Source organism: Holophagales bacterium (assembly GCA_016719485.1).
Taxonomy (GTDB): domain Bacteria; phylum Acidobacteriota; class Thermoanaerobaculia; order UBA5066; family UBA5066; genus UBA5066.
The window spans coordinates 131,457-145,845 of the sequence record JADJZB010000025.1 but is presented as its reverse complement, the minus strand read 5'-3'; the positions used below and the strand labels follow the sequence as shown (position 1 = coordinate 145,845).

The window sequence follows — 14,389 nt, the reverse complement described above, 5'->3', positions numbered from 1 at the left end:
AGGTCTACCTTCTACACTCTACGGGACGTAGAGTGTAGAAGGTAGACCTGACCCCTTGTCGGGGGGCGTCAGTTCACGCCGCCGGGCGGCGTCGCGATGCACCCGGGCTTGACGCCGAGCTCGGCGAGGGCCCGCTCCCAGAGGCCGGCGACGTCGGCGGGGAAGGCGAAGGCGGGGTCGTAGGGGAGGACGAGCCAGGAGCCGTCTTCCATCTCGTGCTCGAGCTGGCCGGGCCCCCAGCCGGAGTACCCGAAAACGAGGAGGCCGCCGACCGGCCCCCCGTCGGGTACCGCGGCGAAGACGCGCGGCAGGACCTCGGGGGTCGCCGAGACGACGAGTCCGGGTGCCATGTCGATCGACTCGATCCCGGCGAACGGCTCGCGGTGGACGACGATGAGGCCGGGCGTGGCGACGGGGCCGCCGATGCGCAGCGGGGTGTCCGGGTGAATCGTCCGCGAGACCTCTTCGGGCAGGAGCGCGATCGCGCCGCCGTCGACGAGCCGGTTCACGATCCAGCCGACCGCCCCTTCCTCGGAGTGGTGCCCCATCAGGACGACCGTCTTCTCGAAGTTGGGGTCCGAGAGGACCGGGGCCGCCAGCAGCAGGTAGGGCGGGGTCAGCGTTTCCACGGCGGGAGAAGCGTACGCCGGGGCGGCCGGCGCCGCCACAGCGGCCCTTGCCCCTCCCGTCCGCCCCGGGGGCCCTACTCCTCGAGGTAGGTGTAGTGAGAGAGGGCGACCTCGAAGTCCTTGGCGATCGACTTCGCCTCGGCCTCTCGGACCCGGTCCTTGTCGACCGCCTTGCGGAGCTGCTTCCAGATGCCCTCGAGGATCTCCGCCCTCTCGTAGTTCATGTAGGAGAGGACCCGCTCGCACGTCTCGCCCGGAAGGAGGTCGAGGATCCGCGTCCGGTTCTCCTCGTCGACCGCCACGAGGACCTCGTGCGCCTCGCCGAAGAGGTTGTGCAGGTCGCCGAGGACGTCCTGGTAGGCCCCGACGAGGCAGAACGCGAGGTAGTAGGGCTGCGAGCGCTTGAAGGAGTGGAGCGGGAGGAACTCCTTGATGTCGCGCAGGTCGATGAACTTCTCGATCTTGCCGTCGGAGTCGCAGGTGATGTCGGCGAGCGTCGCGATCTCGCCCGGCTTCTCGCGGAGGCGGTGGATCGGGAGGATCGGGAAGAGCTGGTCGATCGCCCAGGAGTCGGGGACCGACTGGAAGACCGAGAAGTTGACGACGTACTTGTCGGCGAGCTCCCGCTCGAGGTCCTCGAACTCCTCCGGAACCTCCTTGAGCCCCTTCAGGTGGCGGCGGATCCTGTCGCAGGCGTCCCAGAAGAGGATCTCCCCCTTCGAGCGGTCCTCGAGGGAGACGTAGCCGAGGTTGAAGAGGGTGAAGAGCTCCTCCTTGTACTGGAGGGCGTCGTGGTAGCTCTCGCGCATGTTCTTCGCGGTGACGCCCTTGAAGACGTCGTAGAGCTCCCTCACGACGTGGTTCTCGTCGCCGTTCAGGGTGACGGTCTTGTCCTGCTCGATCTTGTCGGCGACGTCGAGGACGTTCGACACGAGCACCGAGTGGTACGCGGTGACGGCGCGGCCCGACTCGGTCACGAGGGTCGGCACCGGGACTTTCTCGTCCTCGCAGATCGACTTGATGTTGTAGACGACGTCGTTCGCGTACTCCTGGACGGTGTAGTTCATCGAGGAGTCGAACGAGGTCTTGCTCCCGTCGTAGTCGACGCCGAGGCCGCCGCCGAGATTCAGGTAGGTGATCTCGACTCCCGAGCGGTTCAGCTTGGCGTAGACGCGCCCCGCCTCGCGGATGGCGTCCTTGATCTTGCGGATGTCGGTGATCTGAGAGCCGATGTGGAAGTGGAGCATGACGAGGCAGTCGAGCATCCGCTTCGCCTTGAGGATCTCGATCGCCGCGAGCATCTCGGTCGTCGTCAGGCCGAACTTCGCCGCCTCGCCCCCCGATTTCGCCCACTTCCCCGAGCCGCGCGCGTAGAGCTTGGCGCGCATCCCGATGAGGGGCCTCACGCCGCGCTTCTTCGCGACTTCGAGGATTCGCTCGAGCTCCGAGACCTTCTCGAGCGTGAGGATGACGTTCCGCCCCATGCGCACGCCGTCGAGGGCGAGGCGGATGAAGGCCTCGTCCTTGTAGCCGTTCGTCGTGATGAGGCACTCGGGGCCGAGGTCCTGCGAGAGCGCGGCGATCAGCTCGGGCTTGCTGCCGGCCTCGAGGCCGTAGCCGTACTTGCGGCCGGCCTCGATGATCTCGTGGACGACGACCTTCTTCTGGTTGACCTTGATCGGAAAGACCCCGCGGTAGTGACCGTCGTAGTCGTATTCCTTGATCGCCTTCCCGAACGCCTCGTTGAGCTCCTTCACCGACGACGTGAGGATCTGCGGGAAGCGGATGACCATCGGCGGCGTGATGCCGCGGCCGGCCACCTCGTCCACGACGTCCTTCAGGTCGGCGAAGCGGTGCCCTTCGCGCGTCGGGTGGACGAGGAGGTGGCCGTCGTCGGAGATCGAGAAGAACCCCTTGCCCCAGGCATCGATGCCGTAAAGCTCCTCGGCCTCCGAGAAACGGTCGGGGGTCCGAGAGGGCTTCCGGGCGGAGCGGGAGGGCGACTTCTTGGATGCGGCCGTAGGCATGGCGACGGAGTTTACGAAAGGACGGGGGCGCGCGGGGGATGCTCTGGCCCGCCGAAACGATTTCGACCGGGCCGCGTATACACTGCCGCGCCGTGTCCGAGCTTTTCGCCCCCCTCCAGCCCTTCGATTCCTTCCGCCTGAGGGTCTCCGACCTTCACGAGCTTCACGTGGAGCAGGCCGGGAACCCGGCCGGCAGGCCCGTGATCTTCTTCCACGGCGGTCCCGGCGCCGGGATCTCCCCGTTGCACCGCCGATTCTTCGATCCGTCCTTCTGGCGGGTGATCCTCTTCGACCAGCGCGGCTCCGGGCGTTCGACGCCCCTCGGCGACGTTCGCGAGAACACGACGGCCGACCTCGTGGCCGACACGGAGCGGATCAGGGAGCGGCTCGGGATCGACAAATGGCTCGTCTTCGGCGGCTCCTGGGGCTCGACCCTCGGCCTCGCCTACGCCGAGGCGCACCCTGAACGTTGTACCGGGCTCATCCTCCGCGGCATCTTTCTGTCCCGCAGGGCCGAGGTCACCTGGACTTTCGGCGGAGGCCTTCAGCGGGTCTTTCCCGACGCCTGGGCGGAGTTCCTCGCGACCCTCGACGAATCCGAAAAGGCCGATGTTCTCGAGGCCTACCACCGCCGCCTGTACTCCGGCGACCCGGCCGTGACACGCCAGGCCGCCCTCGCCTGGAACCGCTGGGAGGAGCTTGCCTCGCACCTCGTCGCCGACGTCCCGCCCGTGGCCGAGGAGGACGTGCCGGCCGAGATCGCCCTCGCCCGCATCGAGGCGCACTACTTCGTCAACGGCGCCTTCCTCTCGCCGGAAGACCAGCTCCTTCGGGACGTGACCCGCATCCGGCACCTGCCGGGCGTCATCGTCCAGGGGCGCTACGACATGGTCTGCCCGGCCGTCTCCGCGTGGGACCTCCACGAGGCCTGGCCCGAGTCGCGCCTCGTGATCGTCCCGGCCGCGGGGCACTCCGCCGACGAGCCGGGAATCGTTTCGGCACTCGTCGATGCCACGGAGGAGTTCAAGAAGCTCGGCTGACCCGGCGAGCACGGACAAGCGCGGGAGCTTCGAGGAACCGGGAGACCGGGAGACCCGGAAGACCCGGAAGACACCAGCTTCACCGTCACGTCGCTTCGGCCGGGGGCCGCGTGCGGGCCGGTGCGTCTCACGGCCGCCGCTGCGCGCGCCCGACCCGCTTCCGAGCTCGCTGCGGCCGGGCGGGGGCCCGCGCGAACTCCTCGCTGCGCTCGTCAAACACGCGCACGGGCCTGATCCCCGCCCGGTCCTCGCGAACTCGAGCGGGTCCCCGGTCGTGCTCGAGGTCGGCTCGCGAGACGCACCGCCCCACCCGCGGCCGGCGAGCTTCAACGATCCGCAAGGGAGCCGTCTTCGGCGGCCGCAGCACCGTATAGTAGAAAATGAAGACTGGCCCCAAACGCGTGCCGTTGCCCCGGTGGGCCGAGCCCCGGGGGCGGGTCCTGCGAGCCGACTCGAGCACGGCCGGGGACCCGCTGGCGCGCGCCGCGAGGCGCTCGGGGCAAAGCGAGCGCTGTTTGAGCGAGCCGAAGGCGAGCGAGTTCGCGAGCGACCCGAGCGCAGAGCGCCGCACGCCCTGCGGGTCGGCCGCGCGCAGTCCGAGGCGAGCTGGACCCGCCTCCGGGGTGAGGCTCCCTTCTCCGGTGCTCTGGTGCTCTGGTGCTCTGGTGCCCGGTCTGGTGTTCTCCCCGGGCCCCCGGTCGGTCTCTTCAGTGGCTCCCCGGGCTACTTCTTCGCCGTCACCCGCTTCAGCCGCGAGCGGATGATCTCCCGCTCGTAGACGATCTCCTTCGGCATCGTTCCCTTGAACTGGTCGAAGAACGTGTCCTGGTCGGAGAGCTCCTTCTTCCACTCCTCGTAGTCGATCGTCTGGGCATCCTCGACGTCCTCCATCGGAACGGCGAGGTCCTTCAGCGGCAGGTCGGCCCACTTCGGCACCCAGCCGATCGCGCTCTCGGAGGCGCCGGCGCGCCCGCGGGCGCGGTCGATGATCCACTTCAGGATCCGCATGTTCTCGCCGAACCCCGGCCAGAGGAACGAGCCGTCGGGCCCCCTGCGGAACCAGTTCACCATGAAGATCTTCGGAAGAGCGGCGACCTTTCCTTCCATGTTCAGCCAGTGCTCGAAGTAGTTCCCCATGTCGTAGCCGCAGAAGGGAAGCATCGCCATCGGATCGCGGCGTACGACGCCTTCCTTGCCCACCGCCGCGGCCGTCGTCTCCGAGCCCATCGTGGCGCCGAGGTAGACGCCGTGGGTCCAGTTGAACCCCTGCAGGACGAGCGGGACGGTCGTGGAGCGCCGGCCGCCGAAGATGATGGCGGAGATCGGCACGCCGTTGCGGTCGTTCACGCGCGGAGAGAGAGCCGGGTTGTTCGCGGCCGGAGCGGTGAAGCGGCTGTTCGGATGGGCCGCCTTCTCCGTCGAGCCGCGCTGCCACGGCCGGCCGCGCCAGTCGATCAGCTCCTCGGGCGCGACGCCGTCCTTCCCCTCCCACCAGACGTCGCCGTCGGGCGTCATCGCGACGTTCGTGTAGAGCGTGTCGCGCTTGATCGACTCCATGGCGTTCGGGTTCGTGGCGTAGTTCGTGCCGGGTGCCACGCCGAAGTAGCCCGCCTCGGGGTTGATCGCCCAGAGGCGGCCGTCGGCGCCGGGGCGCATCCAGCAGATGTCGTCGCCGACCGTCCAGACCTTCCAGCCGTCGAAGCCCCGCGGCGGGATGAGCATCGAGAAGTTCGTCTTGCCGCAGGCCGAGGGGAAGGCCGCGGCGACGTAGGTCGTCTCGCCCGACGGCTCCTCGACGCCCATGATGAGCATGTGCTCGGCCATCCACCCTTCGTTGCGACCGAGGTAGGAGCCGATGCGCAGCGCGAGGCACTTCTTGCCGAGGAGGACGTTGCCGCCGTAGCCGGAGCCGATCGACCAGATCGCGTTGTCCTCGGGGAAGTGGCAGATGAAACGGCGCTCCGGGTTCAGGTCGAGCATCGAGTGGAGGCCGCGGTTGAAGTCGTTCGAGTCGCCGAGCATCCGGAGGGCGCGGGTCCCCATGCGGGTCATGATCCGCATGTTCAGAACGACGTAGACGCTGTCGGTCAGCTCGACGCCCACCTTGGCCATCGGCGAGCCGATCGGCCCCATGACGTAGGGGACGACGTACATCGTCCGCCCCTTCATCGAGCCGTCGTAGAGCTGCCCGAGCTTTCTGTACGCCTCGTCGGGCGCCATCCAGTTGTTGTTCGGCCCGGCCTCCTCCTTCGTCTTCGTGCAGATGAAGGTGAGGTGCTCGACGCGGGCAACGTCGGCGGGATCGGAGCGGTGGAGGTAGCAGCCGGGAAGCTTCTCCTGGTTGAGCGGGATGAGGACACCCGTCGAGACGGCGAGGGACGTGAGCCGCTCCTTCTCCTCCTCCGACCCGTCGCACCAGACGACGTGATCGGGCTTGCAGAGGTGCGCGCACTCCTCGACCCAGGCGAGGAGGTGCGGGTTGGCGGAAAGGGCTTTGCCGACGACGGCCTCGGTGGCGGTGCTCATGGCGCTCTCCTCCTCGCGGCGACGACGAACGAATCCGGACGCTCGAAGGTCCCTATCATAATCGGGGGATGACCGAACCGGGCCCGCCGTTCTCCCTCCGGCTCCTCGGCCTCTACCCGAAGAAGGCTGGCTCCGCCGCAGTAGGTGCCGCGGCCCGGACCCGACTTCCCCGGGCCCTCAGGGAGCCGCTTCTCGGCCGATTCGCGGCCTCGTACGGAGTCGACCTCTCCGAGGCGGAGAAGCCGCTCGGCGAGTACGTCTCCTTTCTCGACCTCTTTACCCGGAGGCTGAAGCCGGGCCTGCGCCCGCAGGACCCGGCCGTTCCCGGCGGGCTCAACTCGCCGGTCGACGGGGCGCTCATCGCGTCCGGCCGCGTCGCAGACGGAACGCTCATCCAGGCCAAGGGGCTCCCGTACCGCCTCGACGAGCTCCTCGCCGCCGATCCGCTCGCCTCGCGGTTCGAAGGGGGCGCGTACGCCACTCTCTATCTCTCGCCGAGGGACTACCACCGGATCCACGTGCCGTCCGCCGGACGGGTCCTCGCGGTGGGGCGGGTCGAGGGAGAGCTCTGGCCGGTGAACGAGGCCTCCACGGCGTTCACGCCGGGGCTCTACGTGCGAAACCGGAGGGCGTACTGGATCGCCGAAGGATCCGGCGAGGTCGAGGGGCTCTGGGTGGCGGCCGTGATGGTGGCCGCGACGCACGTGGGGGGCGTCGTGGTCGATCCTCGCTGGCTCGGAGGGCGGCCGCTCGCCGCGAGGGACAGGTTCGAGGTCCCGGGACTCCCGTGTGCGCCGGGAGACGACCTTGGCACCTTCGAGCTCGGCTCCACCGTGGTCCTTCTCGTCGGCGGCGAAAGGGCGAGCCGTTTCGCGTGGGGCCGTCCGCACGGCCCGGTCCGCGTGGGGCAGCGCCTGGGGGCATTCGGCGGGGCCTGAGGCAAGCCACGCCGGACGATGTCAGCGGGAGCGTCCGGCCACCCCGCGACCCGGTGCTATCCTTCCCGGCTCGATCTTTTCTACGGACCTCGGGTCCCCCGACCTCCGGGGGGCGAGAGAGGGAAGCGGGTGTGATTCCCGCGCGGCCCCCGCCACTGTGACCGGGGACGCGAAGGACGTAATCCCACTGGGGGCGAGCGATCCGCGAGAGCGGGTTTCGCCTCCGGGAAGGGGTCCTTGCGCGGACGATCCGGGAGCCAGGAGACCTGCCCAGGGCCCATCGCAACCCGCCGCGCCGTCTCCGGGGCTCGAGAGGACGCGGGAGACGCCTCCGCGCGCGCCTCCCGCCTCCCTTCGATGGGACAGCGGAGCGCAGCAGACCGGAGGTCTCGTGAACCGTCTCGTCCGTTCCCTTCTCTTGCCGATCGTCCTTTCCCTGCCGGCCGCGGCCCAGCTGCCGCAACCGGGCCCATCCCCCGTCGCAACCGAGGTCGTCGTCACCGCCGCCGCCGTCCCCGAGGACGCAGCGACCCTCGGCGTCGCGGCGACCGTCGTCGACCGGGCCGCGATCGAGCGCTCCCGCGCCACGACGGTGGCCGACCTCCTGCGCTCCGTTCCCGGCGTCGACGTGGCGCAGAGCGGCGGGGCGGGCGGCGTCACGTCGCTCTTCCTGCGCGGGACGAACTCGAACTCGGCCCTCGTCCTCGTCGACGGCGTCAAGCTCAACAGCCCCTATTTCGGCGGCGTCGACCTCTCCTCGCTCGGCACCGCGAACGTCGAGCGGATCGAGATCGTCCGCGGGCCCTTCTCGGCGCTCTACGGCTCCGAGGCGCTCGGCGGCGTCGTCCAGGTGATCACGCGACGGGCCGTCGCCGACGGTTTCGCGGGGCAGGCCCACTTCGGCCTCGGGAACGCCTCCGCCCGCGAAGGGGGTGTAAACGCCGCGCTTCGCAGCGGTCCGGTCGGCGTCAGCGCCGGCTTCCGCCGCGGGACGATCGCAGGGGACCTCCCGAACGAGTTCTTCGAGGGGACCGACCTCTCCGCCGCGCTCGACGTCCAGCTCGGGGCAAACGCGAAGGCGGGCGTCACGGTGAGGCGGGAGTCGTCGCGCACCGGAATCCCCTTTTCGGGGGCGACGCCCACGCCTCTGCGCGCGACGACGGCCGACACGACGCTCGTCTCCGTCCCGCTCTCCCTCGCCCTCGGGGCGCGGACGACGCTCGAGGCGGCGGGGACCTTCGCGGACGATTCCCCGACCTACACCGACCCCGACGACCCCTGGGGCTTCACCTTCTCCGAGACGAAGGCGCGCCGCGCCGGCGGCCGCGTCGTCCTCTCGCACGTCGCCGGCGCGAACCGGATCTCCGTGGGCACCGACTACGAGCAGACGAAGGTCGACAACGAGGACTCGTATGGAGTCCAGCTCGACGGCCTGACGACGCGCACCTGGTCCGTCTTCGCGGAGGATCGCCTCTCCCTTGCCGACGACCGGGTCGCGATCACCGCGGGCGTGAGGCGCGACGAGAACAGCGCCTTCGGTGCGTCCACGAATCCCCGGGTCGCGCTCTCGTGGACCGTCGCCCCCGCTCTGAAGGTGCGGGCGGCCGCCGGATCGGCCTTCCGGGCCCCGTCGACCGGCGAGCTCTACTACCCCTTCTCGGGGAACCCCGGCCTGCAGCCCGAGGAATCCGTTTCGTACGAGGCCGGGGCCGAGTGGACGATCTCCCGGGGTTTCGTCTTCGAGGCGTCGCTCTTCCGGAGCGACGTGAAGGACCTCATCCGCTACGACTTCGCGACCTTCGCGAACGTGAACGTCGGCCGGGCACGGATGACGGGAGCCGAGGCCGTCGTGCGCGGGGTGCTCTCCGCCACGACGTGGGCCCGCGCGGCGTACACCTGGCTCGACGCCCAGGACCTCGACACCGGCCTCCCGCTCCTCAGGCGTCCGAGACACCGCGCGTCGGCGTCGCTCGGCGGCGACCTCGGCCGCGGCGCGAGCGCCGAGCTGACGGGCCTCTACGTGGGCGAGAGGGACGACGTCGACGCCACGACGTACGCGCGGGTCACGAGCCCCGCCTACTTCCGCGTCGACCTGGCGGCGACGGGCCCGCGGCTCCTCGAGCACCTGGCCCCGTTCGTCCGTGTCACGAATCTCCTCGGTCGCGACTACGTGGAGGTGGCGGGCTATCCGTCACCTGGCCGCCGCTGGGTCGTCGGCCTCGACGTCTCGTTCTGATCCCGGACCCCTGAAAGGGAAGGAGGCCCGGAGCTTCGCGGCTCCGGGCCTCCTCCAGAACTGCCGGCTCTCCGGGCTATCCGCGGCGCAGCAGCCAGGTCCCGGCTCCGCCGAGGACGAGCGCGAGGGCGAGACCGCCCAGCACCCCGAGGGCCGGAATGCCCTCGAGCAGCCCGTTGCCCTGGACGCGGATGGTCTCCTGGACCGGCGGAGCCGTCCCGAAGGCGGCCGAGACGACGATGTCGTCGAGAGCGGCACCGGCCGAAGCCGGAGCAAAACCGACCTCGAAGCTGCACCCGCCACCAGCCGGAATGGCGAGCCCGTCGCTGCAGGTACCGGGGGCGATGGGGAAGACGGCCGAATTCGGCCCGGCGCGCGTGTACCACGGCGTTCCGAGGACCATGCCCTGCTGCGTCCCGTTGAAGATCGTGAACGTCGCCGCGGGTGCTGCGGATCCCACGAAAACGGTCCCGAAGTCGTGGAAGAGCGGCGAGAGCCAGGCGATGGCGGCCGTCCCGTAGGCGGAGAACGCCAGCTTCAGCTCGCCGGCCTCCGAGGGGTTGCGAATGCCGAGCTCGGCGAAGGGGATCGCGAACGTGTAGAGCTTGTGGCGGTACCCGGCCCGGGCCGTGGGGCCGAAGCGCGAGAGCCCCCAGCGGGTCTGCTCCTCCGACACGCGGAACTCCCGGATCTCCCCGCCCGCGACGACCTGGATGCCGGCCCAGTCCGCGTCTCCGTCGCGGGTGTTGTCAGGCGTGAACTCGACGGCCGCGTACAGGTTCTCCTGGTCGTTCGCGATCCAGCCGAGCGTGAGGCCGGCTGGGTGCCCCGTGGTCGGGACGCAGCGCTCCGAGAAGAGGGCGTCCTTGGGGTCGAGCGCCTCGGGCCAGGCGGGCGCACGCCCTTCGGGCGCGGGCGTGAAGCGGTAGAAGGAGGAGCCGGCCGTCAGCTCCTGAAACTGGTTCTGCGGCGGAAACGCAAACGGTGACCCCTCGACGACGGGGCCCTCCACGCGCGCCGTGAGGCGCAGCGGGTTCTCCAGCCGCGACGCGGCAAAGCTCACCTCGATCGTCCGTCCGAATGCGTCGAGGACGTCGTGGTCCCGCCGGAGACTCAGGGCGAGGGCCTCCGGCTCTGCCGCGCCCTCGAGGCGGGTCGGCGCCGTCGCCCCGAGCGAGACCTCGTCGATGTGCGCGGCGCCGCCGCCGTGCTGGATCAGGCGGACCCGGACCCGGGGGCTGGCGAGCGCGGCTGCCGGAAGCTCCACGAGCGCCTCGCGGAAGTGGCGGCCGAACGACAGGTCGGCGACCGGGCTCCAGAAGCCGTCGACGAGCGCCTGGACCTCGAAGCCTCCCTGCGGGAGGCCCGGCGAAGGAAACGCGGGATTCGTCGGGGACGTCGTGGCCGCGGCGGACGCGCCAGCCGCGACGATCAATACGAAGCCGAAGGCGAGCGAAGAATGGCGCACGGAACCCTCCTCATGGTGGAACTGCCCTGTTGCGAGTTTCGGAGACGATATCGCAGGTCGGCTCCGGCCGAGCCGAAAAGCAGAAAGGGCCGGGAGCCTCGCGGCTCCCGGCCCTCGAAGGACCGGAGGGTGCTTCGACGGCTACGAGAGGCGGCGTCCCACGAGGAACACGCCGCCGAGGGCGACGAGGGCCGCGAGGAGACCCAGGCCGACACCGTCGAGGACGGGAATGGCCGCGCCGGCGACAGCCGTCACCAGGATCGTCAGGGTCTGGACGAACGGTGTCCCGACACCGTTGCTCGCGGTCACGGTCACCGTGTAGGTCCCCTCGGATCCGGGCGCGGCGGTACCGGAGATCGTGGCGGTCCCGTCGCCGTTGTCGATGAAGGTGAGGCCGGCCGGGAGGGTCCCCGCGAGCGTGAGGGTCGGAACGGGGAAGCCGGTCGTCGTGATCGAGAACGTCCCACCGGTTCCCGCCACGAAGAAGGTGGATGCCGGGCTCGTGATCGCCGGGCCGGCGATCACGGTCACCGTCGCGGTGTCGGTCGCGAACAGGCCCTCGGAAGCGGTCTCCGTGGCCCGAACGCCGACCGTGTAGGCACCCGGGAGGAGCGCGACGGCCGAGAAGGTGACCGGGTTCCCGACCGTCTCGTAGGTGCCGTTGTTGTCGAGGTCCCACTCGACGGTCAGGGCGTCCCCGTTGGGGTCGTTCGCGACGGCCGTGAGGGTCGTCGTAAATCCGACCGTCACCGAGTAGGGCCCGCCCGCCTCGACCGTCGGTGCGGCATTGACGGCCAGGTTGAGGCCGACGATCAGCGGGTCGTGGTCGGAGATGCGGAAGGGAAGCGTCGAGTAGAGGGACGCCTGCTGTCCGACGGACTTGAACTCGAGGTTGTAGTCGAGAACCACCGGCTCGTCGGCGTTCATGTGCCACTCGGTCACGCCGGTGACCTGCGCGGCGAGCGAGGGGGACCCGAGCGCGTGGTCCAGGTAGCCCCACTCGGCGTCGAACGAGTAGGAGTACGCGGCGGGCCCCACGAACGACTGGATCAGGTCCGTGTAGCCGGCGTTGACGAATGTCGTGATCGGGTCCTCGTACCGGTAGGCGTTCATGTCGCCGACGAGGAGGAAGTCCGGGTCACCGCTCGCGGTCGGGTCGCCCGCCAGCCACGTGTTGATGAGCGCGGCCGCCTGGGCGCGGGAGACGTTCCAGCACCCCTGGCCGTCGCCCTGGTCGTTGTTGGGGGGGTCGTACTTGGGGTCATTGGGGTCGGTGGGAGGACAGCTCCCCTTCGAGCGCAGGTGGTTCACGACCAGCGTGAACCTCGCCCCCGAGCTGTTCAGCTGGAAGGTCTGCGCCAGGGGCGGCCGGTTGCCGTAGTCGAAGGGCACGACCCCGAGCGTCGCGTGGGCGCCCACGGGGGCGACGACGGCGGGCTTGTAGATGATCGCGGCGCGGATCGAGTCGGTCCCGATCGGGCCAGTGGCGATGAAGTCGTAGGTGTTGGCCCCTGCCACCAGGTTGACCTGGTCGACGAGGTGCTGGATCGTGTTGTTCGTCAGGTCGTTCTCGATCTCGAGCAGCCCGGCGATGTCGGCGTTGATGGCCACGATCGTGTTGACGAGCTTGGCGGTCTGACGTGTGAGCTCCGTGGCGTCGTTGGCGCCTCGGCAGCTCCCGGTGCCCAGGGGGCCGCAGATGTCTGGCCCGGTGTCGAGAGTGGTGAAGAAGTTGTTGACGTTGAACGCGGCCACCTTGAGGTTGCCGCCGACCGCCGCTGGCGCCGCGGGGCGGGGATTGGCGGCCGGCGTGAACGCAACCCCGGCCAGCCCGCCCGTCGGCTCGACCATGTAGAGCCCGTACCGGTCGTAGAGCACGCCGGCGAGGCCGGCCACGGTGTAGCCGGAGCGAAGAGTGTTGGACGCGCTGAGGCCCGGTGCCGGGTAGCCGATCGGGTCGAGGTTCTGACCAGTGCTTGTGTCGTCGAGGACGATCGCGTTGCGCAGGTTGAGTCCTTCCTGCGCGACGGCAGCGGCGCCCGGCGTGGTCACGTGGGTGCCCACCGGCAGGCGGCCGTTGGAGAGGACGATCTGCCCGTAGCGGCCCAGGTCGTAGTTGTCGGTGACGGTCAGCGTCTGCGGGAAGGTGACGAGCATTCCCTCGTACCGCTCGAGGTCGCTCACCGCGTTCACCGGGAAGCTGATCGGCGTGGCGGCGGGAACGGCACCCGTCCCGTCTTTCACGATGCTCGTGACGGAGCCGAGCTCCGTGAGGTCACTCGACAGCCCCGAAGCGGTCGAATGGAACTCGACAACGGTGCCGGTGACCCGGACCTTGTCGCCTACGAGAACCGCCACGAGGTCGCTGTAGACGCAGATGCCTTCGGAAGTGAGGGGGTCTGCGTCGACGTCGCCAGATTCTTCCTGGACGAAGAAGCCGCCGAGGGCGGGTGCTGCCCCTTGGAACACCCCGGTGACGATCCCCTCGATCGTCACCACCTGCCCGACCAACGGGCTCAGGAGGCCGGAGCCCTGGATCTCGTGGATGAGGCTGATCGTCGCGGGGGGCGTGGCCGTCGTGAACGTCCAGGCGTAATCCGATGCCATCGGATCGGCGGTGCCGTCGAGGTCGATGACGGCCGCGGCAACCACGCCGACGGCGCAGCTGGTGCCCGCGGGCAGGTCGCCCGCCGGGTTGATCGTGATGGTCGTCGTCCCGCTCCCCGAAACGACGAATCCTCCCGCGAAGGGGGTCCCGGAGGGGCACGCGAGGGTGAACGAGGCCGCGCTCACGGTCACCGCCTCGGTGAACGTGACCGTGATGTTGGAGGCGACCGCGACGTCCGTCGCGCCGGCTGTCGGGTTCGTGGAGACGATGGAGGGCGCGGTGTCGACGGCGGAACAGGAGACGCTGTGGCTCCTGAGGCCGCTGAACGTGTCCTGGTCGAATCCGTCCCACTCCACCGCTGGGTCGAACGCGTTGCCGATCGTCGTATCGCCCGCACACACGCTGCTCTTACGGCGCAGGGTGTGGTTCACCGTCGCGAGAATCCCGGTGCCCCACGACGCGCCCGGATCGGTCCCGACCTGGCCGAACGAGTCGAGCACCGTACCTCCGGAGCCGCCCTTTCTCAGGACCAGGGCGTCGTCGCCATTGAACCAGCCGCTTCCGGTGACCTGGTCCGCGAGGTCGCGCAGGGTCTGGCTGGCATCCGTCGGCGCGATGACGTATGTCGCCCCGGCCGCGACGGTCCCCGTCAGTGCGACGAACGAGCTGACAGTGGCTGAACCATTGCTGTAGGTTTCGAGACGGTAGGACCCTGTGCCGAGGTCGATCGCAGCCGCCGTGCCATTGAAGAACTCGATCGCCTTGTTGCTCGCCGACCCTTCGATGTACTCCGAAATGATGAGGTCGGTCGGTTGCGCGGCGATCGGGCTCGCTGCCGCGAGCGCGAAGACCGCGAGGACGACGAACGACGAGAGGGCGACTCTCCGGGCCGGTGTGTTCATCTGGATCTCCCTTGA

General features: G+C 69.6%; 8 protein-coding genes and 1 riboswitch. Of the genes, 3 read left to right on the top strand and 5 right to left on the bottom strand.

Features of this window, described 5'->3' with window-relative positions:
- Positions 1-68: 68 nt before the first annotated feature.
- Together IPN03_17880 and speA are read right to left on the bottom strand one after the other, a co-directional pair.
- Positions 69-629, bottom strand: coding sequence for a YqgE/AlgH family protein (locus tag IPN03_17880; GenBank protein ID MBK9375533.1), 561 nt, complete (start codon positions 627-629; stop codon positions 69-71).
- Between the two features lie 74 nt (positions 630-703).
- Complete coding sequence (gene speA, locus IPN03_17875; protein ID MBK9375532.1) at positions 704-2,656, bottom strand: biosynthetic arginine decarboxylase; 1,953 nt, start codon at positions 2,654-2,656, stop codon at positions 704-706.
- 92 nt (positions 2,657-2,748) lie between these two features.
- Here speA and pip point away from each other — a divergent pair, with 92 nt between their 5' ends.
- Positions 2,749-3,696, top strand: coding sequence for a prolyl aminopeptidase (gene pip / locus IPN03_17870; protein MBK9375531.1), 948 nt, complete (start codon positions 2,749-2,751; stop codon positions 3,694-3,696).
- A gap of 723 nt (positions 3,697-4,419) precedes the next feature.
- On the opposite strand, the gene IPN03_17865 is transcribed toward pip, so the two are convergent.
- Positions 4,420-6,222 carry a phosphoenolpyruvate carboxykinase (GTP) gene (locus tag IPN03_17865; protein MBK9375530.1) on the bottom strand — a complete coding sequence of 601 codons (1,803 nt, stop codon included), beginning with the start codon at positions 6,220-6,222 and terminating at the stop codon, positions 4,420-4,422.
- 68 nt (positions 6,223-6,290) lie between these two features.
- On the opposite strand from IPN03_17865, the gene psd reads away from it, so the two are divergent.
- Both psd and IPN03_17855 read left to right on the top strand, forming a co-directional pair.
- A complete protein-coding gene (gene psd, locus IPN03_17860; protein MBK9375529.1) occupies positions 6,291-7,160 on the top strand; it encodes a phosphatidylserine decarboxylase in 870 nt (289 codons plus the stop codon).
- A gap of 74 nt (positions 7,161-7,234) precedes the next feature.
- Positions 7,235-7,449, top strand: a riboswitch (cobalamin riboswitch).
- A 102-nt stretch (positions 7,450-7,551) separates the two neighbouring features.
- Complete coding sequence (locus tag IPN03_17855; protein MBK9375528.1) at positions 7,552-9,396, top strand: TonB-dependent receptor; 1,845 nt, start codon at positions 7,552-7,554, stop codon at positions 9,394-9,396.
- A gap of 76 nt (positions 9,397-9,472) precedes the next feature.
- Here IPN03_17855 and IPN03_17850 read toward each other — a convergent pair whose 3' ends face one another.
- Together IPN03_17850 and IPN03_17845 are read right to left on the bottom strand one after the other, a co-directional pair.
- Positions 9,473-10,864: a hypothetical protein gene (locus IPN03_17850; GenBank protein ID MBK9375527.1), complete on the bottom strand. Its 1,392-nt coding sequence runs from the start codon at positions 10,862-10,864 to the stop codon at positions 9,473-9,475.
- Positions 10,865-11,005: 141 nt separating this feature from the next.
- The gene (locus IPN03_17845) at positions 11,006-14,374 is read right to left on the bottom strand and encodes an ExeM/NucH family extracellular endonuclease (protein MBK9375526.1); all 3,369 of its coding nucleotides are present in this window, start codon (positions 14,372-14,374) and stop codon (positions 11,006-11,008) included.
- Positions 14,375-14,389 lie beyond the last annotated feature (15 nt).